Origin of the sequence: Staphylococcus sp. GDX8P54P (genome assembly GCF_017893165.1) — a bacterium.
Classification (GTDB): Bacteria; Bacillota; Bacilli; order Staphylococcales; family Staphylococcaceae; genus Staphylococcus; species Staphylococcus borealis.
In genome coordinates, this window is record NZ_JAESMM010000001.1 from 1 (window position 1) to 24,349 (window position 24,349).

Sequence of the window (24,349 nt, forward strand, 5' to 3'; positions counted from 1 at the left end):
AGTTTTCAATGTTCATTTAAAGCAATTACATTTATTAATTATATCAACAATCAATATCTAATGTCAAGAACTTTTTTAAATTTATTTTTTAAAATTTTCTGTTCAAAACTTAATTGATTATTTCAACAAATAATATCTTATAATGTCTTGCTAAGTTTTTCAATAGTCAAAATTACACTTTCTTAACATTAAATTAATGATATTAATTTGCCGGAAAAGAAAGTTTACATTCGTTTTTGACGACTTTTATATAATATCAAGTTTAGAAATGAACGTCAATCATTTCCTCATAAGAATAATGACTAATTTTTCACATCTAATGTATTGTTTTGAATTAAGGGTATAATTTACGCATTTTATTGTTAATTTCATATCTAATATTCAACTATAATGCCAATACTTCATTATATTCACTATATATTAAGGTAGCTACTTTGAAATTGCTACTACATATTTAGATCAATATAAGAAAGAGGCTGGGACATAATAAAATGTTCCAGCCTCTTTAACATTTAGGTAGTAGATAACTAATTTGAAAAGTGCTTATATCAAACTTTTGCACTCTTAGTCATCTTTACTAGGAGTAAACAACAAGTTTAATTCTTTCTGACCTACTCCATTTAAACTTCTACTTATTATTCTTCTTTATCTTTGCATTCTTTACAGATACCATATATTTCCATACGGTGATGTGTTACGTCGAACTCTGTAATGTGTTGAGCAAGTTGTTCAACTTCATCAAGTTGTGGATAGTGGAAGTCTACTATCTTGCCACATTTCTCACAGATAACGTGATAATGATTATGAGTATTAAAATCAAATCGACTTGATGCATCTCCATATGTTAATTCTTTAACTATGCCAATACTTTTAAACACTCTTAAATTATTATATATTGTCGCAACACTAATATTTGGAAAATCAGGTGAAAGTGCTTGATAAATTTCATCCGCCGTCGGATGTGAATGAGATGCAATAAGATAACGAATGATAGCTTGACGTTGTGGTGTAATTCTAACACCAGCTCTTCTAAGGGCTGCAATTGATTCTTCTAGTTCATGATCAATGGACTCTACTTCTGCACTCATTGTTTTCACCACTTTCTAGTTAATAATAATTATTACTTGATATTAATATAACTGTTTAGAAAGTATAATGTCAATAAGTACGAACCTTTTCCATTAATAACCATGATATAAATCGACTTTATTCTCAATTACATCATTCTTATTGAGAAAATGGTCTAAATTCTTCTTAAAAAGTTTCGTTGCGTCTCTTTTAATGTTTTTATCATTACCACTGATATGCGTAGTTAGCGTTACATTATCTAACTTGTACAGCGCATTGTCTGGTTTCAATGGTTCATTTTCAAATACATCAATATAAGCATGTCGAATTTGATTCTGTGATAAAGCCTTTATGAGTGTTTTTTCATTTACAACAGTTCCCCTACCTACATTAATAAATAAACATTCATCATTCATAAGCTCAAAATGTTTCTCTAATAGTAAATGATATGTTTCATTAGTTTCAGGTAAGGTGTTAATGATGATATCAGCTTTATTTAGATGTTTTTCAAGTTCTTCTATTTTATAAATACAGTCAAATCCTTCTTTGGATTTACCTGACCTACTAATTCCAACTAGAGTCATATCAAATGGCTTAAGTAATTTAACGGTCTGTTGTGCTAATGATCCTGTCCCTAATATTAAAACACGTTCTCCACTCAATCGCTTGCCAGTTAGTCTAGAGTCATATACTTTATTGATTTGATTAATGTATGATGTACGCATTTTCTTATAGTCATCAAGTATGAATGCAAGAACAAACTCTGAAACTTGTTTTGCTTGCACGCCTCTACTATTGGTTAAAATAATGTTTCTTTTCTTAATTGTTTCTAAGGGTAAACTATTTACGCCTGTTGCGTACCAAGCAATCCATTTTAAATTTGGGCACTCATTAATGAAGTTTGCATCTACCCCACCATCATAACCAATCAATATATTCAATTCTTCCTTTAATGCTTTAGGTATGTCTTCGGCTTTTTTGAAAAAGTAAAATTCTAATTCTGGATAGTCACTTTTAAGTACTGATTCTATTTCTCCAAGTCGCTTTAAACTAACTATTTTCATTTTTTCACCCCAAAATTCGATTTAATTCTTCCATTTGTGTTTTAACTTTAACTTTTTCAATAACATCAATGATGATACCTTCTTCATCTATTATAAAAGTTGTTCGTACAATTCCCATGGATTCTTTACCGAATGACTTTTTCAATTGGTAAACACCAACTTTTTCAGATAATACATAATCTTCATCTACTAATAAGTCGAAATTAAGATTATGTTTAGCAATAAAGTTTTGATGCTTTTTCTTAGTATCTGCACTGACACCATAAACTTGTACATCTAATTCATTAAATCTATCTAAATTATCTCTAAAATCACATGCTTCAGTCGTACACGTTGGCGTATTATCACGTGGATAAAAATATAAAATTGTTTTGCTTCCTTTTATTGTTTCATTTGTAATACATTCTCCATTTTGATTCTCTAATTTGAATTCTGGAAATTTGTCACCTTTTTTAAACATCTTATCACCTATTTCTTAATCGTATTAATTATATGATACGATAGTAATGAATAATATTAAAATAAGAGAGGTTGAAATAAGATGAAATTCACTGAGAGTGAACGTCTGCAACAATTATCAAATGAATATATTTTAGGTGGCGTTAATTCACCATCACGTTCATATAAAGCGGTAGGTGGAGGTGCGCCTGTAGTTATGCGCGAAGGTCATGGTGCATACTTATATGATGTAGATGGCAATAAATTTATTGATTATTTACAAGCTTATGGCCCAATTATTACTGGTCATGCACACCCTCACATTACAAAAGCCATTCAAGATCAAGCAGCTAAAGGTGTATTGTATGGTACACCAACAGAGTTAGAGATTGAATTCAGTAAAAAATTACGTGAAGCAATCCCATCACTTGAAAAAATACGATTCGTTAACTCTGGTACTGAAGCAGTAATGACAACAATACGTGTTGCACGTGCTTATACAAAGAGAGATAAAATTATTAAGTTTGCGGGCTCTTATCATGGTCACTCAGACTTAGTATTAGTTGCTGCAGGAAGTGGTCCATCACAATTAGGCTCTCCTGACTCAGCGGGTGTTCCCGAAAGTGTTGCAAAAGAAGTAATAACAGTTCCATTTAATGATATTGAATCATATAAAGAAGCTATGAAACACTGGGGAAATGAAGTTGCAGCAGTATTAGTAGAACCTATTGTTGGTAACTTTGGTATGGTAGAACCACAACCTGGATTTTTAGAAGAAGTAAATAAAATCACACATGATTATGGTGCATTGGTGATTTATGACGAGGTTATTACAGCATTCCGTTTCCATTATGGTGCTGCACAAGACTTATTAAATGTATATCCTGATCTAACAGCTTTCGGAAAAATCATTGGCGGTGGTCTTCCAATTGGAGGCTATGGTGGTCGACAAGATATTATGGAACATGTTGCACCTTTAGGTCCTGCATACCAAGCAGGTACAATGGCCGGCAACCCACTTTCTATGAGAGCTGGTATTGCATTATTGGAAGTATTAGAGCAAGAAGGCGTTTATGAAAAATTAGACAAATTAGGGAAAAGACTTGAAGATGGCTTATTAAAATTGATAGAGAAACATCATATCACCGCTACTATAAATCGTGTATACGGTTCATTGACGCTTTATTTTACTAATGAAACGATTACGCACTATGAACAAGTTGAAAATTCAGATGGTGAAGCATTTGCTAAATTCTTTAAATTAATGCTAAATCAAGGTATTAATTTAGCACCTTCTAAATTTGAGGCATGGTTCTTAACTACAGAACACACTGAAGAAGATATTGATGAGACATTAAAAGCTGCTGATTATGCATTTAGTCAAATGAAATAATCAACTGATGGCCTACAATAAAGCTGTTCAAATTTGAAGAACAGTTTTATTGTAGTTTTTTTATTAGAAACAAAAACTTGTATCATTTCAGTCTTCAAGTGTATACTAGTTTAAAATATTATTATCAAAATTATATTTAAAGGAGCGTTATAGTTGAGGCTAGGAGCTCGTATACTAAAGACTGGTATTGCAATTATTCTCGCTTTGTTTATAGCTTCTTTTTTACCTGATAATGTCGGATTAAAATCTGTAGCGGGTATTAGTGCGATTGTTGCTATGCAACCTAATATATATCGTTCCATCAAAACGATTTCAGAACAGGCTACAGGTAATGTCATTGGTGCTTTATTAGCAGTCATCATGGTAACCATTTTCGGTAAAAATATTGTGATTATGGGCGTCACTGTTATTTTATTAATTGCTATTTTATATAAAATAAATTTAGCTCATGTTGCTACACTTGCAGGTGTCACTGCACTCATTATAATGGGGCAACATACAGGATCATTCTATGTAACAGCGGCTTTTAGATTCATTCTAGTAATGATTGGTGTCGTAAGTGCTTCTGTAGTTAACTTAATATTTTTACCACCTAAATTTGAAACCAAGATATATCACAACTCGGTAAATATTGCTTCTGATATATTTATTTGGTTTAAGCTTGTATTAAATGACGCTTCTGACTATCATCAGATAAAAGAAGATGGAGAACAAATTGAATCACGCATTTCAAAACTTGAACAGATTTTTAATTATTACAATGAAGAGAAAGCACTAACTAGAAAAGCAGCCTTCCAACAAAATAGAAAGAAAATTTTATTTAAAGAAGTTGTAGGTACAACCAGACAAGCATATGAAGTGCTTAATCGAATGGCTAGATATCAGAATGATCTTCATAACTTAAATTACAATTTGATATTTCAAATCAAATTAGAATTAGATTCTTTAACAGCGTATCATGAACAAATTCTAAAAAGTTTGTCGAAGAAGGCACGATATAATGTAGAACATTTTGATAATCAAATCATGAATCCTCAAAAGAAAGACCTAATGGATGCTTTTCAACAACAATTAATTCAAAATCCTTACCAAGTCGACTATTCTTATTCTAATATTATGCAAATTATTGCTACAATTGAAGAATATCGTTATTATCTAGAACATTTAGATCGTTTAAGATTAAGTTTCTTCACGTATCATCGAAATGATACTGAAATAGATATAGCCGATGAAGATTTTGACTTATAATAATAAGCGTTCACTGAATCAATAAAGTTCAGTGAACGCTTATTTATTATTATAAATTTTGTATACTATAGAGATGCTCATAAGCACCTTTTTTATCTATTAGTTCTTGGTGTGTGCCTGTTTCAACGATTTGACCGTTTTGCATTACAATTATCTTATCCGCATGTGTAATCGTTGAGAGTCTATGTGCAACAATAAGTGTTGTTCTATCTTTACTAAGCACATCCAACGCTTCTTGAATTATCGCTTCACTCTCTAAATCTAATGCTGAAGTAGCTTCATCTAAAATTAATATAGGTGGATTATTTAAAAAGATTCTTGCAATTGAAAGACGTTGTTTCTGTCCACCAGATAGTTTAACGCCACGTTCCCCTACTTCAGTATCATAGCCATCATGAAGATTCATAATAAAATCATGTGCATTGGCCATTTTAGCCGCTTCAATTATTTCTTCTTCACTAGCATCTGGGCGTCCTAATAATATATTTTCTCTAACTGTATCTGAGAAAAGAATATTATCTTGCTGTACTAAACCAATTTGATTTCTTAAACTACCGGTCAAAAAGTCTTTAACATTGTGATCATCTATTCTTATTTCACCTTCAGTTACATCGTAGAAGCGTGGTATCAAGTTAATTAAAGTTGATTTACCACCACCACTCATACCAACAAAAGCTACGGTATCTCCTTTGTTTATATTGAGATTGATATTTTTTAATATTGTTGATTCATCTTCATTATATTTGAAACTAACGTTTTTCAATTCTATATGACCTTGTTTAATTTCAATAGGCTGAGCGCCAATACCATTTTTTATATCATAATCTTCATCCATTAACTGAAACACCCTATCCATTGACGCAAAACTTTGAGTTAATGTTGTAAATGAAGCAACTAGTCTTCTTAACGGTCCAAATAATTGTTCCAAATAGCCAACAAAAGCTGCAAGTGTACCAACAGTAATTGAACCATTGATTGCTAAATATGATCCAAAGCCAATAACAATTATAGGTCCTAAATCTGTAACTGTATTAATCGCCGCAAATGAGTATGCATTCCATGACGTATGTTGAAATGCACGATTTAAGAAATGTTTATTTTTATGGTCGAAATTTTTAGCTTCATTATCCTCAATTGCAAAACTTTTAATTACTGACATCCCTTGTACACGTTCATGTAGAAATCCTTGTACTTCAGCTAATGCTTGCGAACGTTTACGCGTCAATTTTCTTAAGCGTCCAAAGAAGAAATAGACTGTGAGAATATAGAATGGGAAAATAATGATTGCCGCGAAAGTTAACTTCACATCTAGGAAGAACATAATAGATAGTGCAATGATGATTGTTATGCAATCTAGCCAAATGTTCATTAAACCAGTTAATATAAAGTCTTTCGTTTGCTCAACATCATTAATGACTCTCGATATCACTTGTCCAACTTGATTATTTGCATAAAATCTTGCACTTAGCGCTTGCAAATGATCATATAGACGTTTTCTAATATCATATAGAATTTTGTTACTCGTCCATTGTGCAAGATATTGTCGTAGATATTCTATTGGTGGTCTGACAATTAAGAAAATAAATAACGCTATGCCGATAGCTACACTTAAATGTTGAAACTTTTCATTCGTTGAAAGTGCACTATTATTAATAACGCCGTCAATTGCATATTTGATAAGTAGAGGAATTAACATAGGAATGCCGAATTTGATAATCCCAATAATTATCGTAGCTATTATTCGATATTTGTATGGTTTAACAAATTCTAAATAGCGTCGTATCATACTACTCCCCCCTATGATGATCACAATTATATTTTTAAAAAATTAATAGAGGTTGAAACTTTGATCCCAAACAATACATTTGTATCATCAAAGTAAATTCAACCTCTTGTTATTATCACTCAAGTACTATAAAACAAATATGTAACAATTACATCTTTTATGCTTAATAATTACGGATTTTTTTATATCGCTCTTTCCAAACTTTTATAAAATCTGGAGCGAATGGTCCTTTTTTCTGTTCAATCCACTGTTGTAAAATATCTACATTACGGCGTAAAATAACATCTATATCATGTGGATAATTCATCTGATTCATATGCTGTTCATACTCATCTTCATCTAATAAATGATATTTTCCATTAGGATATACCTTAATATCTAAATCATAATCAATGTATTTCAAAGCTTCTTCGTCACAAACGAAAGGCGATGATAGATTACAGTAGTAATAAATGCCATCCTCTCTAAACATACAAATGACATTAAACCAATATTCTGAATGAAAATACACGATAGCTGGTTCTCTCGTAATCCATGTACGACCGTCACTTTCAGTAACTAAAGTGTGATCATTCCCTCCAATAATCACATGGTCTGTGCCTTTTAAGATTGTTGTTTCAGACCATACTCTATGGATGTTACCGTCGTGTTTGTAACTTTGAATTTTTATATTTTCGCCTTCTTTAGGTATGGATTCTTTTACCATACTCCACACCACCCTTTTAGTAATTTTCGCACTTTAGATTATATCATATTTTTAAATAAGTCTTTACAGATGCGTTGTTATTTTCACTCAAGTTATACACAAATTAGAAAGTCTTAGCCGTTAATGTATTGGTATATCTTATCCATAGAAACTGGTAACGTATATGCTTGTCGCTGATTTAAATCCATCCATTCCAGATGGTTATCTTTCATAAATGATTCTGACAGTGTCACGGTCTCAATGGTACTATAGACACTAATATCCCAAGTCATATGTGTGAATTGGTGTTTAAGCTTAAATACAATTCCCTCAGCTATCGATAACGACAATCCCAATTTTTCTTGCAATTGTTCTAAAGCATTTGGTGTTTCAAACATTGGAAATTGCCACATGCCATTTAACAATCTTTCTTGACGTTGCTCCATTAAATATTGACCTTTGGCATTTCTAACTAAGAATACCGCTTGTTGAATAGTTTTTTTCTTAATGTTCTTCGTTTTTACTGGTAATTCAAATACAGTGCCTTCTTTAAAAGCACGACAGTTCTCTTGTACTGGACAAAATAAACATAGCGGTTTCTTAGGTGTACAAACTAGCGCACCTAATTCCATCATTGCTTGGTTAAATGTACCCGCCTCTTGATACACATAAGGCTGTAATTCTTGTTCATAACTTTTTCTCGTACTTTGCAACTTTATATCTCTTGAATCATTATTCAATCTAGACCATACTCTAAAGACATTGCCATCAACAGTTGCTAATGGCTGATTAAACGCGATGCTTAAAACTGCTGCTTGAGTATAAGGACCTACCCCTTTTAATTTCCCAAATTGTTCTGGTGTAGAAGGAACGACACCATGATATTCTGATGCTACTTCTTTCACAGCAGTATGAAAGTTACGTGCGCGACTATAATAGCCCAATCCTTCCCAATATTTAAGAACTTCTTCTTCATCTGCCTGACTTAATTCCTCTATTGTTGGAAAACGTTGAATAAATCTGTGATAATAGTCCACAACTGTTTTAACCTGTGTTTGTTGAAGCATAACTTCACTTAACCAGATATAATATGGATTCGAAGTTTCACGCCATGGCATTTCTCTCTGATTCTTATTAAACCATTGTATTAAATTCTTTTTAAAAGTAGAATCGTTTATCATAATTATTTCCTTTCAATACGCTTTATTTACTTCACTACGAGCACTTAATATTAAATGAACAGTATTTTAATATGTTTCTTAATTTCGTTATTCCAATTTTTAGATTATAATATATATTAAATTAACATGAAAAGAGTGAACGTTATGGATACAGCCACGCACATTGCAATCGGTGTTGGATTAACTGCTTTAGCAAGTCAAGACCCAGCTATGGCAAATACTATGGCAGCCACAGCCACGACCTTAATTGCAGGGTCGTTAATTCCAGATGGCGACACCGTTTTAAAATTAAAAAATAACGCCACATATATTTCACATCATCGTGGTATCACTCATTCTATACCATTTACAATTTTATGGCCGATATTGATTACATTTTTGATTTACGTAATCTTTCCAGGCGTAGATACTACGCATATATGGTTATGGGCACAGTTAGCGGTATTTTTACATGTCTTTGTAGATATATTTAATTCATATGGTACCCAAGCACTACGCCCACTAACAAACAAATGGATTCAACTAAGTGTTATTAATACCTTTGATCCAATCATTTTTATCATACTTTGTTTAGGTATTGTGATTTGGCTTCTAGGTGTTCATCCATTTGCAGTGTTCTTTCCAATTATAGGTGTACTCATCATTTATTACATTGTTCGTTTTAAAATGCAAAGTATTATAAAGAAACAAGCATTAAGTCAAATTAAAGAACAACACAATCCTGTTAAAATTTTTGTAGCACCAACTATGAAATTTATGGAATGGCGTGTTGCGATTCAAACTGAAGAACATGATTATGTAGGCCGATCATTTGGTAGAAATGTTGTTTTTAGTGATAAAGTTAAGCGACAACCATTTTCACCAGATACGTTATTGTGGCAAATCAAAGGTAATAAGGATATTAGAACATTTTTAAACTTTTCGTCTATTTATCGTTGGCAAACTCGAAAGCTAGACGATGATACTACAGAAGTTCGTCTGGTTGATTTACGTTATTTAAATAAAGGCCATTATAGCTTTGCAGCAATTGCACATGTCGATAATGACAATAATATTGATCATTCATACATTGGATGGGTTTTCACAGAAGAAAAATTACAAAAGAAATTATATTCTAAATAAACTTTTAAAAAGAGTGAACCAGAGTCATAATCTTATCTATGATTCTGGTTCACTCTTTTATTTATTTTTTGTTGCTATTGTTTGAGATGAATATTTATATTTTGAGTGTGCAACATATCTCATTAACATAAAATTAACCGCACCTATAATTACTAAAATAATAACAAAATAGATATGGTAAGTAATGTTGTACAAATTTACTACACCATATATTGCAGAAGTCGCAATACCGTCAATTAAATAAAATAGTGGATTCAATTTTAGAATTTGAATCATTAAATTCTCATTTGCAGATGGAATAAATATGACAGGTATAATGAAAAAGCAAATAATTCCAATTAAGAAATATAACTTTGTCATATTCTTGTTTATAATATCTAATAATCCTAAAGTAACGGATATAAATACAATAAATAAGACCATCATGATAAAAAATACGATAAATGCAATCAGTGACTCATCGAAATTCACTGGCTTAAACAGTACGACGATCAACGTTAATATACAACAAATAAAACTTCCAAGAAGTGCATTTGCAATGGCTGTAACCAATGGTGTTGCTTGGAATGATTTTGTTATTAAATAATCTTGGCTGTACGCTTTAAAAGATTTAAATATCGTTGCGAATAGAGTAATAAATGTCATCATAGCAATGAGTCGATATAGCCATCTTGCTTTGCTAATATCCTCAATCCCTATAAAAGATAATGTCATTAGTGCAATCACTAATACAACTAATTGCGCAATTAAAAGCATAGCAAACCATTTCCAAGTATCTATGATGCGTTGTTTTGTAAACTCAATTAGTGATGGAAAGCGTTTAATATATAATAAAAAGTTATCTATCATTTTTACACCTACAATTCAATGTATATCCACTTGCTATTTTTCATGTCTGCGATTAAATATCCATCCCCCGACTTAACAATCCATAAATCCTGTGTAATATGATATTTATCTTTGAGCTCATCTTTATTAACTATTGGAAAAACAAATCCAGTTAATTTATTTTGATCATTAAATAACATATCGATTGGTTGTTGTGTTACTTCAACAACATATCTTGAATCTTTATCTGGCACTAATGTTTTTTTAACTTGATCGTGTTTCTTATGTAAGTGGCTATTAAAATAATCTACATAATTACTGTAATTTGATTTCATATATGGAGATAGCGCTTTGAAAGAATGTGACTCATATAGTGCCGCTGGGTTAAAATATTCTAATTTATGTTTTGCTACCACATAATCTTTATCATCACTGCTGACGCGATAACTTTTTGAATTTTCACCTGTGATTGTTAAAAACGTATATTTAGGGACGTTGATATTAGAATCCCCTTTTAAAGTGATTGAATCATCTAACACAATGCCATATGCAAGCTTTTCTTCAAATGGGTCTTTATTCTCTACTTTCTTTTGCGCTTCAATAATTGGAACGTCAAAACGTCCTACATTATTAATCACTAATGCGCCTACAATGAATAAGCAAATTAAACTCGTAATTAAAATCGTCCAAAATCTTACAACAAAATCAGGTACTTTCGCATGTCTATATCGTTCAACTCTTTTGAAATTATAGCTCATTTCCGGAAGTCTACTACGGCTTTCTTTCCAATCTAAATCAAAATTAAGTTGTTCTTCATCATTTGCTATGCTCATTCTATCTTGCTCGTGCTCTTTAAATACAGGCAAGACTTGGTTTAGTGAGCCTTCCATACGTACTTGTCCATGTGAAATCCAAGCAACATAGTTACTCACTTTTTCAACTTTTGCCAAGTCATTATCTATAAATACTAATGACTTATTTTCACTAATATAGTCTTTTGATAATTTTTTTGCTTTTTCTAAAAAGGCTTCATCGAGATGTTCAATGATATGATTTAAAATGATTAAATCCTTTCGACATACGCGTGCAATACTTAAAATTAACTGTGCAAAATCTGAATGGCTAAGTGCATTAATATGAACCGAAGACTTATCATCTAAATGTGCGAACTTAATGATTTGATCAACATTATGAGAGGTTGTTTCATAAGTAAATAATCGTTGAACTTCAGTTACATACTGTCTTACAGTCATATGTATTAAATGTTTATCTTTTATATCACCATAATACGTAGAAACCGATTGATTAATCTTACCTCTATCTGGCTTAATGTCACCAGCCATAATTCTACCTATTAAAGTTTTTGAAGATCCTGGTTCACCAATGATAGCTAATGCTTCCCCTTGGTATATATGTAGCGATATATTGTTTAATTCTATGTCTTCAGCGGCATAGCCAAATGGTAGATACCACTTTCTGTTTTTTTTACTTCTATAATAATGCGTGACATTGAGCATTTTTAAGATTATTGAACTTCCCATTCGTGTTACTTCCTTCTAAATTTTTAATAAAGCGAGTGGCAATCCTTCTTCAGGGGTCTTACTATTAATTCTATAGCCCCATGCAAACACACCTTTTAATCGTTCAACTTTAAAGTATTGCTCGCTTCCATCATTAAGTTTATACATTCTACCAAGTACAACTTTGGTACGATCAACTAAGTAACTTTCTGCAATAATGACCTTACTTTGATAAACATCATATTCATTCATTATGCCGTTCATTTCAGCTTTACGCATCTTTTCTTTATATATCTGTATTTCATGTCTTAATTCCTGTTCAGACATTTCACTTAGCTTTTTATCATTCATCTGAAATACCACTTTCTTCTAATTTTGCTTTAATTTTATCATATTTATAGCCTTTTCTCATAAGCGACTCTATAGTTTTCATTACTAATTGTTGTCCATCATATTTACGTTGTTGCTTTGTATATATTTTTTCAAGATCTTTTTGTAACAGATCCTCCAACAAAGCTTCATCTTGTTCAAAATCTAATTCAGATATTGCTTGTTGTGCGATATCCATAGAATAGCCTTTTTGAATTAAGCTTTGAAGTACTTTTTGACGTACTTTAATTTCAGGACCTTTCTTCGTTCTCATAATTTTATTTGCAACATTTATAACCGCTTCAAATGGTTGTTCTTCTTCATAAATTTGAACATATGTATTAATAATCTTAGGTTCAATTCCAACTTGATATAATTTTTGTTTGTAAATTTCAGGACCTTTATCAGTAGTATGTATCATTGTATTTTTTAAGCTTTCAGCATAATCTTCATGATTAATATATGCCTCTTTATAACAATAATCTATAACTTGTTGAATCGCGGATGCACTAATCTCGTTTTTTTGTAAATGTTGTCGCACTTCTTTTTCAGTTCTCTTTTTATAAGATAAGTATTGTATAGCCATATTAATACCTAAACGGTAATGCTCATACTTCTGTATCTTCTCCATATCAGATGGCTCAAAAATTTGCCCTTTTTTTAAATTAAATTTTACAAGTGTATTAATATCGATTCCCATTTCAAAAGCGCCGTCCAAGAATAAGTTAAATCGCTCTTTATTGTTCTTCTGTACTTCTATTTTAGTAATTTTAGGCAATTCCTCCACCACCTTTACTTTGATTTATCTAACACACATTATTTTATATCACTTAACGCATTACACAAAATGTTTTACCCATAAAAAAACCTCATAAAGGTTATTATTAAAATGACTCCTTTATGAGGACTTACACAAATATAAAATTTATTTTTTCAAGATTTACAATCAATAGTTATTTAATTGACTTAACGCTTCTTGATATTGACTATCTGAAATATACGCCTGCTGTTTCATCTTTTCAAGATTGGTTTTAATTCTATTTTTAAAATTGTCAGACATATTACTTATATCATAAACACTCGGTGCATTGACTTTACTTGCTAGAATCGCACTTTGTAAGACAGTGATTTGAGGCATATTGCTATTATTCTTATTTACTGTTGTTCCATAATAATAGTTCGCAGCACCCTCAATTGTATATTGATCACTACCATAATAAATGTTATTTAAGTAGAAACTCAATATTTCATTTTTACTATATTGTTGTTCTACTTTATGTGCTACAAACAATTCCTTTAATTTCCGAGTAAAGGAACGCTCATTGTCGTAATAATAATTCTTCACAGTTTGTTGTGTAATTGTACTTCCGCCTTGAACGTCTCTATCACCTATCGTTGAGAATAATGCTCGTGTTGTTCCTTTGACGTCAAATCCATGGTGTTTATAAAAACGTTCATCTTCCATCGAAATAAAAGCACCTTTTACATAATCCGGCATATTGTCTGAAGAAACATAATTACTTTTGTTTTCAATTGTTTTAAGGTCATCAACATTTGCTCTCGAAGATAAGAAATACATTAACCCAATAAACAATGCAAATATGATGATAAATATAATAAATATTCTTAAAAATATACGTTTACTCTTTTTCTTTTTGGGTGGTTTACCTACAGGTTGATAATACGTATTGTAATGAGGTTCATTACGGTAATGTGAATGTCTCTCAGGCGAGTTGTTCATTCTTTGGCTTCTTTTCATGTGGTAGCTCCTTTACTAAAACTCACTCTATAACTGTGAGTTTAACAGTAGTTTTTAGATTAAGCTATACCTATCATGAAAAATCAGTCCCAAGGTGTATGAGGAAAGATTGTTTAAAGCCATTTTAAATCAATCGTTGACGAACATCCTAATCACAATAAAAAAGAACTGAGAGAAGCTTTACAGCCTCTTCTCAGTTCTATGACTTATACATTTGCTTTATAGCAACATGCATGTTTCAAATTAATTTTAAGTCTAAGAAACAATAAAATTTATGCTTGAAGTTGTTTAACAATTTCTCTATTAAAATCATCTAAGTCGTCTGGTGTACGACTTGTAACGATATTATTATCAACTACAACTGATTCGTCTACGACATTTGCACCTGCATTTGATAAATCTTTACGTACATTTAATACAGCAGTAAGTGTGCGTCCATTTAAGTCATCTGTATCTATTAAAATTTGAGGGCCGTGGCAAATCGCAAAGGCTGGCACATCATTTTTAGTGAAGTATTTAGCAAATGTGCCATAACGACCTTCTGCATCACCGCGAAGATGATCTGGTGAGAATCCACCAGGAATAAGTAGTCCATCGTAATCTTCTGGTTTTGCATCTGCAATACTTACATCAACAGTAACTTTTTCACCGTGTTTACCTACTACTTCTGCATTTGCAGTGTCACCAATAATTTCAGTTTCGAAACCAGCTTCTTCAATTGCTTCTTTAGGGCTAGTTAATTCGATATCTTCGAATTCATTTGATAAAATAATTGCTACTTTTTTAGCCATTAGTCAATCACCTTTCTTGTTCGAATTATACTAATTATATAGACGAAATTAAGTGATATTAAACATACATAGATTGAAGTATTTCAATTTATTTAGAAACTTGTTTAACTTTTTCTTCTAATTGGTCTAGTAATCCAATCCATTCATCTATATCTTCAACGCTTACTTCATCGGGATTTACATGGTCAATATCTTCTAAAAATTTTGATAATCTTGTTTTAATTTGTTCCATTGTTTGTTGTTCATTCATAACTATTTCTCCTCGTTAATTTATATATTTATTAAACTATACGTTAGTTTTATCCTAACAGAATTTGACAAAAAGCGATATAATCTTAATAATGTTTACTGTACTTTTGCAACGGATTAAGGAATATTTTTATGTTTAGGAGTAATAAATATGTGGATGACAAATCAGAAAAAACCCATTTCAATTAACAACGATCCATGGGAAGCATACAACGATGTTAAAACACACGGCCAGTTAACACTAAGTAATATAGAGTTTACTACTACTACATTATGTAATATGAGATGTAGTCACTGTGCTGTTGGCTATACTTTACAAACTAAAGATCCAGATGCTTTACCTATGGATATCATTTATCGTCGTTTAGATGAAATACCTCACTTACGAACTATGTCAATAACAGGTGGCGAACCAATGTTCTCAAAAAAATCAATTAAAAACATTGTTAAACCTCTGTTAAAATATGCACAAGATCGTGGTATATATGTTCAAATGAATTCTAATTTAACACTACCGCAAGATCGTTATTTAGATATAGCTGAATACATAGATGTTATGCATATCTCTCATAACTGGGGTACAATTCAAGAATTTACTGATGTAGGTTTCGGCGCAATGAAGAAGCAACCTCCTTTAAAAGCAAAATTAAAATTATATGAACAGATGTTAGAGAATGCAAGTACATTATCAAGTCAAGGTATGTTTGTTTCAGCTGAAACGATGTTAAATCAAAGTACATTACCTTATTTAGATAAAATTCACAATGAAATCGTTAATGACATGAAATGCAGTCGCCATGAAGTTCATCCAATGTATCCTGCAGATTTTGCAAGTCAATTAAATGTGCTTTCTTTAAAAGAAATGAAACAAGCGATTCATCATTTATTAGACATTAGAGATGAAAATATATGGATGTTATTTGGTACATTACCTATTTATCCATGTATAAATGATGAAAACGACCAAGCATTGTTACAGCGTTTAGGCAATGCTAAAAATGTTACGACACGTAATGATCCAGATGGACGTAGTCGCCTGAATGTTAATGTCTTTAGTGGGGATGTGATTGTGACTGATTTCGGAGATGAAAATGGTACAATTTCAAATATTAAAACTGACAAATTAACAGACGTATTTAATAAATGGCTTACATCAGATTTAGCGCAATCGCTCAATTGTCATTGTGAGGCGTTTCACTGTTTAGGTCCTAACGTTCTAGTTAAAAATATGTACTATCCAAACACTGATTTCAGAAAAAATGAGATTGAAATGCATACTGAAAATATTTTCAGTTAATTCATTTCAAGCAAATATAATAAGCACCACATAAAATAAATTTACGCTAATATTATTTTATGTGGTGCTTATTTATACTCTTTTAAACTATACTATCTATATTGCAAGCCGCTTCACACAGTTTAAATTTCTTCAATATGTTGCGCGTTTGATAAAAATTCGATAGTACTTTTACTTTCTTCTCTTCTATCTTTACGACGTTGAACACGTTTAGGTGCACTTTCATAAAACCATTTTTCTATTTTTGTTTCTGGATAAACATCTGGTACTTTGACTGGTTTCCCATTATCATCTAATGCAACGAAAGTAAGGAAACTTAAGGCTGCTAAATGCTTTTCTTTATTTAAAACATCTTCAATGATAATTTGTACACAAACTTCCATTGAACTCGTACCTGCATAACTGACCATTGCTTCATAAGAAGTTATATCTCCTGTTTTGATTGGTCTTAAAAAATCAACCGAATCTGTTGAAGCTGTTACTACTTGAGCGTTAGCATGTTTCATTGCTGTAATAGCTGCTATTTCATCTATATTAGCCATCAATGACCCACCAAACATTGTGTGATGATGATTGGTGTCTTGAGGAAATACTTGCTTAGCTTTAAAACTTTTCGATTCAGACATTGATTTTCGATTATCTTGAGAATTTGACATGCGTTATACCTCTTTTATATTAATTTCTATTTTTATTGTGCCCAATTACCATTTTTAAACACTAATTCTTTAGAGCCATCCTGTTTAATTCCATAAATTGTTAAATCAGCACTACCTATCATGAAATCAACGTGCACATTTGAGTCATTTAAGCCACTGGCAACTTTTTCTTCCGTCGTCATTTCTGTACCACCTTCAACATTAAAGCCATATGCCGAACCAATAGCTAAATGGCACGATGCATTCTCATCAAAAAGTGTATTGTAAAAAATAGTATTACGATTTGAAATTGGAGAATCGTCAGGTACTAAGGCAACTTCACCTAATCGTTTAGCCCCTTCATCTGTGTTAATCAGATCTCTAAGTACCTCTTCGCCTTTTTCCGCTTTGAAATCTACAATTTGTCCATCTTTAAACGTTAATGTAAAGCCATCAATAATTGTACCATTATAACTTAGTGGTAATTTATTCGTCACGTATCCATTGACATTATTACGATCAGGGGCTGTAAAGACTTCTTCAGTTGGTATATTCGCTATAAATGCTTGTTGATTACCATTTACATAGCTTGTAGCATCTTCCCATATATGCCCTTTAGGAAGACCAACGACTAAGTCTGTTCCATCTGATTGATAGTGTAAGGCTTTATAATTTTTGTCTTGCATTTGTTTAGCATGTACACTTAAGTTTTCGATATGATGCTTCCAATTTTCAATAGGATCATTTCCATCAATTCTTACGATATCAAATACTTCATCAATAAATTTCTCCAGTGCAGCTGTTTCGTCTAATTCTGGATAAACACGTTTCGCCCAATCTTTAGAAGGAAAGGCTGCAACTACCCATGGAAATTGATTCTTCTGACTTCCTTCCATATAACCTTTGAATGCATGACTATAACTCATTTGATATGCTTTCAGTTTTTCTGCATCTATACCGTTTAATAAGTTAGGGTCTCCGCTTAATAAGGCTAAATTAGCTGCACCACGATTAGCATAATCCATTCGTTCATCTACTTCATATGATTTTACAGCTTGATGTTCAAAATAATCGACCGATTCATATTCGAACTTAAGTCTATTTAATCTAGAATCAGCATATACAACTTTAACGTCAGAAGCTCCTGCTTTATATGATTCTTCAACAATTAATCGCGTCAACTCGATAGCATCCACTGAAGATCTAATAAACACAGGTTGTTTAGGTTGTACGTTCATGCCAATTTTCACTAATAATTCTGCATATTGTTGTAATTTCTCGTTATAACTTAATGAAGTCATATGCGCATCCTCCTTAATCTTGACGTAAGTTGCCTAATTCGTCAGCAATCGCTGTCACTTCACTTGGTGAAAAAGAATCTTTAGACATTACAAAATTGTATATTTCCTCTACATCTTGTTGATTGGCTTCTTCAAATTTATCAGGATTTAATAATCCTTGATTAACGATGTTTAACTTTTTTCTAATCCCTGCAATCATTTCTTTATTATTATTTTGAGTCACGTTATCACCTCTTTAATACAATATTTTATCAAAGTATGACGATTTAACAAACTTTTATCGAATAAAGTAATATTATGTCTTTATAAAATTTTAAAATAACTATAAAATGGTTTATATATAACAGATTAGGGGGAATAGAGTATGGTAGATATAGCATTTGTATGTCTTGGAAACATATGTCGCTCTCCTATGGCTGAAGCAATCATGCGTCAACGCTTGAAAGATAGACATGTTTCAGGTGTTAATGTTTATTCAAGAGGCACTGGCAAATGGAACCTTGGAGAACCGCCTCATGAAGGTACTCAAGATATTCTTAATCGCCATAATATACCTTTTGATGGTATGATTAGTGAGTTGTTTGAACCGAATGATGATTTTGATTATATTATTGCCATGGATCAAAGTAATGTTGATAATATCAAAAACATCAATCCTAACCTAAAAGGAAAATTGTTCAAATTACTTGAATTTAGTAATATGGAAGAGAGTGATGTACCAGATCCTTACTACACAAATAATTTTGATGGTGTATATGAAATGGTACAATCATCTTGTGATAATCTAATTGATTTCATCGTTAAAGATGCAAATTTGAAAGAGGGGTAAATGAAATGGAAAACAAATTAATTCCTGGTATTCTAATAGGTGCACTTGTTGGTGGTGCTGCTACGTTAGCAGACAAATCAACACGTAATGCATTAGTTCAATCTGTAAAAGATATTAAAGAAGGTAATCGTTCACGTAAACCTTCTAAATTTAATTCTATTAAAGACGAAGTTTTATATTGGAAAGATACAATTGAAGAAATTCGTCGTAATAATCCAGAATTAGAAAAATCAATTAAAGATGCGAAAGATACTTTCGTTAACCGTAAGAATAACCGCATTGGTCAATAATTGATTGCTTACGATTGCTACATCGTCTAACATGTTAGCGATCATAAGCAATAACTAAAAGTGAATCATATCAATTTTGATTTTCACTCATAGTAAAGCGGGACAATGAAATCTTCTAATATAACAGGTTTCTGTCCCGCTTCTTTTACTTTTTATTTATGTATGTGGTTAAAGCAAAGGAGATTGTTATGTCAAAAGAAAATAAATTGAACTCAAAATATCTTAACTCTATTAAAGAAGAACAAGAGAAGAATCAAGATAAAATAAATGTTGATCGTACATATGTCGAACCACAAGAATTTCAATCTAAAGAACCCAAAAAAGATAATCAAGTCTTTTTTGTATCACGATTAAATAAACCAGCTAAATATACAAAGAAATCTAATTTTCTCTCATATTTAATCTATCGTATAGGAAAAGATGATGCATCAGGTTTAGCTGCACAAATGACTTATCATTTTGTATTAGCTATGTTCCCTATGCTAATCTTTTTATTAACTTTATTACCACTATTCAACTTAGATCAAAGCCAAATTACTGGTTTACTAAGTAACGCACCCGCTGACACGTCTAGTCTAATTCAAGGTGTCATTAGCGATGTCACTAAAAATTCAAGTGGCGGTTTACTATCTATCGGGTTAATCTTAGCAATTTGGTCAGCTTCAAATGGTATGACTGCAATCATGAACTCATTTAATGTTGCTTATGATGTAGAAGATAATAGAAACGGTATTCTATTAAAGTTATTAAGTGTTGTATTTACAATTGTGTTAGGTGTAGTATTTTTAGTAGCTATGGCACTACCAACAATGGGTTCAGTTATCGCTCATTTCTTATTTGGTCCCCTAGGATTAGATGATCAAGTCAAATGGGTTTTCAGTTTAATTAGAATTGTACTTCCATTAATCATTATTTTGATTCTTTTTACAATTCTATACTCAGTAGCGCCAAATGTTAAAACGAAATTAAAATCTGTATTACCAGGGGCGATATTCACATCGGTTATCTGGTTAATTGGATCTTTCGCATTCGGTTTCTATATTTCTAATTTTGGAAACTATTCAAAAACATACGGCAGTATCGCAGGGATTATCATCCTTTTAATTTGGTTATATTTAACAAGTTTTATCATCATCATAGGTGCCGAAATTAATGCAATTATTCATCAAAGACATGTGATTAAAGGCCAAACGCCTGAAGAAGCAGCATTAGACCATGATGATAATAACCAAAACCACTACAACGAAGATACAACTTATGAATATAAACAAACAGCAACTGGTAAAGATGAAAACTACAAAGTTGATAAAGATCCAGAAGATAAAAATGAAGAAGACGCTTCATTAACTGAGAAAATCAAAGATAAATTCACTAACAACGACGATGATACTAAGAAGTAATATTCATTAAACAAAAAGAGACTGGGACATCATTCCTAGAGAAATAGCCAGTAAATGAGTTTTAACTAATTCATTTACTGGCTTATTTATTTACAATACTCTGAATTGTTGGCTCGCAAGGCTCGTGCCTGTAGTCCTCTAAAGAAATGCTTAGATGAACATTTACTCATTCTGTTGTGATGCTTGCCTAGGGGGCTGGGTCGAGCCTTGGTCTTGTAAAATAGTTCTTAGATAGATAAACACTCACATAAGTTACTTCGCGTTCCTGGGGTGCTGTCTCTAAAGTAGTTCTTAAATGAATTTTCATTTCACTTAAGTTGAGACGCTTGCCTAGGGGGCTGGGTCGAGCCTTGGTCTCGACACTCATCCTGCTCCCTCAGGCGTCGCTCAACTACGTTCCATTACCCATTTTAGAACTACTTACCTAAGTGCTATTGCGCTTAGGTTCATTAAAATTACTGCTCCCCTAGGAGTCTCCGCAACTCTGTTTCGTAATCTATCTTAGAACTATTTACGTAAGTGTGTAAACACTTAAGTTCCTCAACCCCAGCTTGCTTTGTTTGTATATTTTCATGTTGAAAATCTCTTTGCTGGGGCCCCGCACACAACGTCACTCGTAGTTCATCTTTAGCATTTCATACATAAGTGTGCTAGCACTTATGTTCATTAATAATCAACGCAAGCGTCTCGTTAAAATACTTTGTATTTATATGTTTTTATTGAATTAAATTATGTTGGAATGCATAAATTACAGCTTGCGTTCTATCTTGTACTTCTAATTTACTCAATATATTACTTACATGTGTTTTTACAGTTTTAATTGTTATATGAGAAGCACTTGCAATTTCTTGGTTAGAATAGCCTTTAGCAATTAATAATAAAATTTCCATTTCTCGTTCAGTCAACATTTCATATAGCTCTGCACGTTTTTTCATTCTATTACGCATTTTAACTAAAACTTCAGGTTCGAATACAGATTCTCCATTATACGTTTTACGTACTGCATCTGCAATATCGCTCGCACTGGTTGTTTTTAATATATAACTATCTACACCAGCATCTAAGGCTCTGTATACCTCTTTATCTTCAATAAAACTTGTTAGCATAACGACTTTAATATGTGGTAAATCTTTTTTTATTTGAGTAGTAGCTTCTACCCCATCCATGTCATCCATTAATAAATCCATGAGAATTAAATCCGGTTTAAGTTCATGCGCTTTCGCAATTGCATCTTTACCAGACGCCCCTTCTCCAACTATTTCAATGTCAGATTGTGTTGATAAATAACTTGATATCCCAATTCTAACCATTTCATGGTCATCTACGAACAAAACTTTAATCGCCATAATTATCATCCTCCTTATTTAATGGTGCCTTTACTTCTATTCTTGTTCCAGAATCTGGCAATGATACGATATGGAATGTCGCACCGATTTCTAATGCACGTTCTCTCATATTTTTCAATCCATAGCTTTGTTCTAATTTCTCATCAACATTAAAACCTTTACCATTGTCTTGAATTCGAAGTAATAAATAATCTTGTTGGTTAAATAATTCAACCGTCACTTTTGTACCGTTAGAATGTCTCAATGTATTAGAAATCGCTTCTTGCGTTATTCTAAACAAATGATCTTCTATGCCTTTAGGCACCTTGAAATCTTGTATATCGTGAATCACTTTCATAGGCACTTTCTTCTGTAAATCGATGACTAAGTCTTTAATACCTTCACCTAAAGATTTATCTTTTAAGCCTAAAGGTCTTAAATGAAGTAGCAGTGCACGCATTTCTAATTGTGATTCTTGAACCATTTTCTCTAAGACTGGAATCTGTTGGTCAAGTGGTGCCTCTAATTTTGTTTCTTTGATTGCAGATAACATCATACTTGCTGCGAAAAGTTGTTGACTAACGGAGTCATGTAACTCTCGAGCTAACCTTTGACGTTCATCTTCAATGATCTTTTTAACTTTAACATCATTCATATTGTAATTTTCATTAGTTAAATTTTGTGTTTTCATTCGTAAACGATGTAGTTCTTGGTTTAGCGGAACTAACGTTTGATAAATATCAATTGTTTCATTGTAAAGCTCAATATTTTGATCGTTAATACCTACCGTTTCACCTTCTATAGCATGTTCAATCTGTGATTTAATCCACGTATTTTGTTGATTAATTTTGTATGCGAGAATTGAACCTACGATGATACAAAGTAAAATGATAACTAAATTTAAAAATAAGAATACAGGTATACCAAAAATTTGTGTATAAAACATACCTTGAAAATAGATAATATTAACAAATACTTTATCTATAAATAAGAACGCGGTTAACATGCTATAGACGAGTATAAGCATTGAACCGATAGCTCTTAAATAGTGATTCATCGATAAATCACCTCAACATCTCCGATAAATGTTGAAACATAGATATTGACGTTATAATTTTCTTCTTTGGGCTTCTCTTCAACCTGGATATGGTTATTCTCAACTTTATAAGATTGGCCATTTAAGTATGCATTTCCATATAAAGCAGCCATGTGTAAGTTAATATTATAATTCAATGGTACCACTAACTGAATTTTCCCTAAAATATGTCTTACAACAATTGTATTATTTTCTTTAATATTCGCAGCTTTAGTCATATCAATGTGAATGTCCCCAACACCATGTTGAATTTGCACATCTTCCCATTTATAGACATACACTGGCGTGCGTTGCTCACCAAACCATTTTTGCTTTATAAACTGAGGTGATGTTACTTCATCCTCTGAAGCAATTACTTTCAATGGTTTAAATTTAAAAATAAGATATCTTATAATAACAATTACCAGAAAGACAAATAAAATAATAATAGTATATTTATTTGAAAGTAAAGTAAACGCTATAAGTAAGGCGCCAATCCAAAACGCTAAGAGACCCCTTACTTTATGAAAGTAAAGGTAGCCTACATAAACTAATATACATCCTAAAAGCAATACGAATAGATAACCTATTTTTTCAAAAAAGATGTAATAAAAATTTGCAATAATCATTAAAGCGGTAAATATGATTAATAATTCTGTCGAAATATATTTTCGAGTCAATGTGTCGCCTCCTATC

At 31.8% G+C, this 24,349-nt stretch carries 26 protein-coding genes; 7 read left to right on the forward strand and 19 right to left on the reverse strand.

The features are described 5' to 3' along the window. Positions 1-635 precede the first annotated feature (635 nt). The 3 genes from perR to bcp all read right to left on the reverse strand — a co-directional run bounded on the left by perR (position 636) and on the right by bcp (position 2,592). A complete protein-coding gene (perR, locus tag KA909_RS00005) occupies positions 636-1,088 on the reverse strand; it encodes a peroxide-responsive transcriptional repressor PerR (protein ID WP_053030348.1) in 453 nt (150 codons plus the stop codon). Positions 1,089-1,181: 93 nt separating this feature from the next. Beyond that, positions 1,182-2,132 (reverse strand): NAD(P)-dependent oxidoreductase, encoded by a 951-nt coding sequence (locus KA909_RS00010; protein WP_210129863.1) that lies wholly within the window; start codon positions 2,130-2,132, stop codon positions 1,182-1,184. Between the two features lie 4 nt (positions 2,133-2,136). Continuing rightward, positions 2,137-2,592, reverse strand: coding sequence for a thioredoxin-dependent thiol peroxidase (gene bcp, locus KA909_RS00015; protein WP_053030350.1), 456 nt, complete (start codon positions 2,590-2,592; stop codon positions 2,137-2,139). A gap of 81 nt (positions 2,593-2,673) precedes the next feature. Between bcp and KA909_RS00020 the strand changes: the two genes are divergently transcribed. After that, positions 2,674-3,963 (forward strand): glutamate-1-semialdehyde 2,1-aminomutase, encoded by a 1,290-nt coding sequence (locus tag KA909_RS00020; RefSeq protein ID WP_193839164.1) that lies wholly within the window; start codon positions 2,674-2,676, stop codon positions 3,961-3,963. 153 nt (positions 3,964-4,116) lie between these two features. After that, positions 4,117-5,211, forward strand: a complete 1,095-nt coding sequence (locus KA909_RS00025; protein WP_053030352.1) for an FUSC family protein — start codon at positions 4,117-4,119, stop codon at positions 5,209-5,211. A gap of 49 nt (positions 5,212-5,260) precedes the next feature. Here the strand turns inward: KA909_RS00025 and KA909_RS00030 are convergent, their stop codons facing one another. The 3 genes from KA909_RS00030 to mutY form a co-directional block, all read right to left on the reverse strand. Further along, positions 5,261-6,997 carry an ABC transporter ATP-binding protein gene (locus tag KA909_RS00030; protein WP_075108594.1) on the reverse strand — a complete coding sequence of 579 codons (1,737 nt, stop codon included), beginning with the start codon at positions 6,995-6,997 and terminating at the stop codon, positions 5,261-5,263. A gap of 163 nt (positions 6,998-7,160) precedes the next feature. Then, positions 7,161-7,703: a nucleoside tri-diphosphate phosphatase gene (gene ntdP / locus KA909_RS00035; protein WP_053030354.1), complete on the reverse strand. Its 543-nt coding sequence runs from the start codon at positions 7,701-7,703 to the stop codon at positions 7,161-7,163. Between the two features lie 113 nt (positions 7,704-7,816). Continuing rightward, positions 7,817-8,863 carry an A/G-specific adenine glycosylase gene (gene mutY, locus KA909_RS00040; protein WP_193839163.1) on the reverse strand — a complete coding sequence of 349 codons (1,047 nt, stop codon included), beginning with the start codon at positions 8,861-8,863 and terminating at the stop codon, positions 7,817-7,819. Between the two features lie 144 nt (positions 8,864-9,007). On the opposite strand from mutY, the gene KA909_RS00045 reads away from it, so the two are divergent. After that, the gene (locus KA909_RS00045) at positions 9,008-9,985 is read left to right on the forward strand and encodes a metal-dependent hydrolase (RefSeq protein ID WP_053030356.1); all 978 of its coding nucleotides are present in this window, start codon (positions 9,008-9,010) and stop codon (positions 9,983-9,985) included. A 57-nt stretch (positions 9,986-10,042) separates the two neighbouring features. On the opposite strand, the gene KA909_RS00050 is transcribed toward KA909_RS00045, so the two are convergent. The 7 genes from KA909_RS00050 to KA909_RS00080 all read right to left on the reverse strand — a co-directional run bounded on the left by KA909_RS00050 (position 10,043) and on the right by KA909_RS00080 (position 15,502). After that, complete coding sequence (locus KA909_RS00050; protein ID WP_193839162.1) at positions 10,043-10,834, reverse strand: teichoic acid transporter; 792 nt, start codon at positions 10,832-10,834, stop codon at positions 10,043-10,045. Between the two features lie 8 nt (positions 10,835-10,842). Further along, positions 10,843-12,354 (reverse strand): ATP-binding cassette domain-containing protein, encoded by a 1,512-nt coding sequence (locus tag KA909_RS00055; RefSeq protein WP_193839161.1) that lies wholly within the window; start codon positions 12,352-12,354, stop codon positions 10,843-10,845. 15 nt (positions 12,355-12,369) lie between these two features. Beyond that, positions 12,370-12,684, reverse strand: coding sequence for a YfhH family protein (locus tag KA909_RS00060; RefSeq protein ID WP_075108589.1), 315 nt, complete (start codon positions 12,682-12,684; stop codon positions 12,370-12,372). Then, positions 12,677-13,480: a recombination regulator RecX gene (gene recX / locus KA909_RS00065; RefSeq protein ID WP_193839160.1), complete on the reverse strand. Its 804-nt coding sequence runs from the start codon at positions 13,478-13,480 to the stop codon at positions 12,677-12,679. Before recX ends, KA909_RS00060 begins: the two co-directional genes overlap by 8 nt. Before the next feature lie 168 nt (positions 13,481-13,648). After that, positions 13,649-14,461 (reverse strand): monofunctional peptidoglycan glycosyltransferase SgtB, encoded by an 813-nt coding sequence (sgtB, locus tag KA909_RS00070; protein ID WP_193839159.1) that lies wholly within the window; start codon positions 14,459-14,461, stop codon positions 13,649-13,651. A gap of 272 nt (positions 14,462-14,733) precedes the next feature. Then, complete coding sequence (locus KA909_RS00075; protein ID WP_070854230.1) at positions 14,734-15,252, reverse strand: type 1 glutamine amidotransferase domain-containing protein; 519 nt, start codon at positions 15,250-15,252, stop codon at positions 14,734-14,736. 88 nt (positions 15,253-15,340) lie between these two features. Beyond that, positions 15,341-15,502 carry an SE1561 family protein gene (locus KA909_RS00080; protein ID WP_107630250.1) on the reverse strand — a complete coding sequence of 54 codons (162 nt, stop codon included), beginning with the start codon at positions 15,500-15,502 and terminating at the stop codon, positions 15,341-15,343. Positions 15,503-15,658: 156 nt separating this feature from the next. Between KA909_RS00080 and yfkAB the strand changes: the two genes are divergently transcribed. Next, a complete protein-coding gene (yfkAB, locus tag KA909_RS00085; protein WP_210129867.1) occupies positions 15,659-16,798 on the forward strand; it encodes a radical SAM/CxCxxxxC motif protein YfkAB in 1,140 nt (379 codons plus the stop codon). Between the two features lie 122 nt (positions 16,799-16,920). Here the strand turns inward: yfkAB and KA909_RS00090 are convergent, their stop codons facing one another. The 3 genes from KA909_RS00090 to KA909_RS00100 are packed head-to-tail and all read right to left on the reverse strand — an operon-like array spanning position 16,921 to position 18,957. Beyond that, complete coding sequence (locus KA909_RS00090; protein WP_053030364.1) at positions 16,921-17,454, reverse strand: acyl-CoA thioesterase; 534 nt, start codon at positions 17,452-17,454, stop codon at positions 16,921-16,923. Positions 17,455-17,486: 32 nt separating this feature from the next. Then, entirely contained in the window at positions 17,487-18,734 is a 1,248-nt protein-coding gene (locus KA909_RS00095) for an aminopeptidase (RefSeq protein ID WP_193839158.1), read from the reverse strand. Between the two features lie 13 nt (positions 18,735-18,747). Then, entirely contained in the window at positions 18,748-18,957 is a 210-nt protein-coding gene (locus tag KA909_RS00100) for a DUF1128 domain-containing protein (protein ID WP_210129864.1), read from the reverse strand. Between the two features lie 141 nt (positions 18,958-19,098). On the opposite strand from KA909_RS00100, the gene KA909_RS00105 reads away from it, so the two are divergent. The 3 genes from KA909_RS00105 (at position 19,099) to KA909_RS00115 (ending at position 21,253) form a co-directional block, all read left to right on the forward strand. Next, positions 19,099-19,563, forward strand: a complete 465-nt coding sequence (locus tag KA909_RS00105) for a low molecular weight protein-tyrosine-phosphatase (protein ID WP_193839157.1) — start codon at positions 19,099-19,101, stop codon at positions 19,561-19,563. A 5-nt stretch (positions 19,564-19,568) separates the two neighbouring features. After that, on the forward strand, positions 19,569-19,853 hold the full coding sequence (locus tag KA909_RS00110) for a YtxH domain-containing protein (protein ID WP_053030367.1): 285 nt from the start codon (positions 19,569-19,571) through the stop codon (positions 19,851-19,853). A gap of 188 nt (positions 19,854-20,041) precedes the next feature. After that, a complete protein-coding gene (locus KA909_RS00115; RefSeq protein WP_193839156.1) occupies positions 20,042-21,253 on the forward strand; it encodes a YihY/virulence factor BrkB family protein in 1,212 nt (403 codons plus the stop codon). A gap of 716 nt (positions 21,254-21,969) precedes the next feature. Here the strand turns inward: KA909_RS00115 and vraR are convergent. From vraR to vraT, 3 genes are read right to left on the reverse strand one after another with little or no spacing between them, the layout of a single operon-like run. Next, positions 21,970-22,599, reverse strand: coding sequence for a response regulator transcription factor VraR (vraR, locus tag KA909_RS00120; RefSeq protein ID WP_070855030.1), 630 nt, complete (start codon positions 22,597-22,599; stop codon positions 21,970-21,972). After that, positions 22,589-23,635: a sensor histidine kinase VraS gene (gene vraS / locus KA909_RS00125; protein ID WP_075108581.1), complete on the reverse strand. Its 1,047-nt coding sequence runs from the start codon at positions 23,633-23,635 to the stop codon at positions 22,589-22,591. The genes vraR and vraS overlap by 11 nt, the downstream gene beginning before the upstream one ends. After that, on the reverse strand, positions 23,632-24,333 hold the full coding sequence (gene vraT, locus KA909_RS00130; RefSeq protein ID WP_053030371.1) for a cell wall-active antibiotics response protein VraT: 702 nt from the start codon (positions 24,331-24,333) through the stop codon (positions 23,632-23,634). The genes vraS and vraT overlap by 4 nt, the downstream gene beginning before the upstream one ends. Between the last annotated feature and the right edge of the window lie 16 nt (positions 24,334-24,349).

Coding starts and splice junctions, on each gene's coding strand:
- KA909_RS00010 (WP_210129863.1), bottom strand. CDS start 2,132: ATGAAAATAGTTAGTTTAAAGCGACTTGGAGAAATAGAATCAGTACTT.
- KA909_RS00090 (WP_053030364.1), bottom strand. CDS start 17,454: ATGTCAAATTCTCAAGATAATCGAAAATCAATGTCTGAATCGAAAAGT.
- perR (WP_053030348.1), bottom strand. CDS start 1,088: ATGAGTGCAGAAGTAGAGTCCATTGATCATGAACTAGAAGAATCAATT.
- KA909_RS00110 (WP_053030367.1), top strand. CDS start 19,569: ATGGAAAACAAATTAATTCCTGGTATTCTAATAGGTGCACTTGTTGGT.
- KA909_RS00080 (WP_107630250.1), bottom strand. CDS start 15,502: ATGAATGAACAACAAACAATGGAACAAATTAAAACAAGATTATCAAAA.
- mutY (WP_193839163.1), bottom strand. CDS start 8,863: ATGATAAACGATTCTACTTTTAAAAAGAATTTAATACAATGGTTTAAT.
- KA909_RS00060 (WP_075108589.1), bottom strand. CDS start 12,684: ATGAATGATAAAAAGCTAAGTGAAATGTCTGAACAGGAATTAAGACAT.
- KA909_RS00030 (WP_075108594.1), bottom strand. CDS start 6,997: ATGATACGACGCTATTTAGAATTTGTTAAACCATACAAATATCGAATA.
- yfkAB (WP_210129867.1), top strand. CDS start 15,659: ATGACAAATCAGAAAAAACCCATTTCAATTAACAACGATCCATGGGAA.
- KA909_RS00105 (WP_193839157.1), top strand. CDS start 19,099: ATGGTAGATATAGCATTTGTATGTCTTGGAAACATATGTCGCTCTCCT.
- KA909_RS00020 (WP_193839164.1), top strand. CDS start 2,674: ATGAAATTCACTGAGAGTGAACGTCTGCAACAATTATCAAATGAATAT.
- KA909_RS00075 (WP_070854230.1), bottom strand. CDS start 15,252: ATGGCTAAAAAAGTAGCAATTATTTTATCAAATGAATTCGAAGATATC.
- ntdP (WP_053030354.1), bottom strand. CDS start 7,703: ATGGTAAAAGAATCCATACCTAAAGAAGGCGAAAATATAAAAATTCAA.
- vraR (WP_070855030.1), bottom strand. CDS start 22,599: ATGGCGATTAAAGTTTTGTTCGTAGATGACCATGAAATGGTTAGAATT.
- vraS (WP_075108581.1), bottom strand. CDS start 23,635: ATGAATCACTATTTAAGAGCTATCGGTTCAATGCTTATACTCGTCTAT.
- KA909_RS00050 (WP_193839162.1), bottom strand. CDS start 10,834: ATGATAGATAACTTTTTATTATATATTAAACGCTTTCCATCACTAATT.
- KA909_RS00045 (WP_053030356.1), top strand. CDS start 9,008: ATGGATACAGCCACGCACATTGCAATCGGTGTTGGATTAACTGCTTTA.
- KA909_RS00095 (WP_193839158.1), bottom strand. CDS start 18,734: ATGACTTCATTAAGTTATAACGAGAAATTACAACAATATGCAGAATTA.
- KA909_RS00115 (WP_193839156.1), top strand. CDS start 20,042: ATGTCAAAAGAAAATAAATTGAACTCAAAATATCTTAACTCTATTAAA.
- KA909_RS00055 (WP_193839161.1), bottom strand. CDS start 12,354: ATGGGAAGTTCAATAATCTTAAAAATGCTCAATGTCACGCATTATTAT.
- sgtB (WP_193839159.1), bottom strand. CDS start 14,461: ATGAAAAGAAGCCAAAGAATGAACAACTCGCCTGAGAGACATTCACAT.
- bcp (WP_053030350.1), bottom strand. CDS start 2,592: ATGTTTAAAAAAGGTGACAAATTTCCAGAATTCAAATTAGAGAATCAA.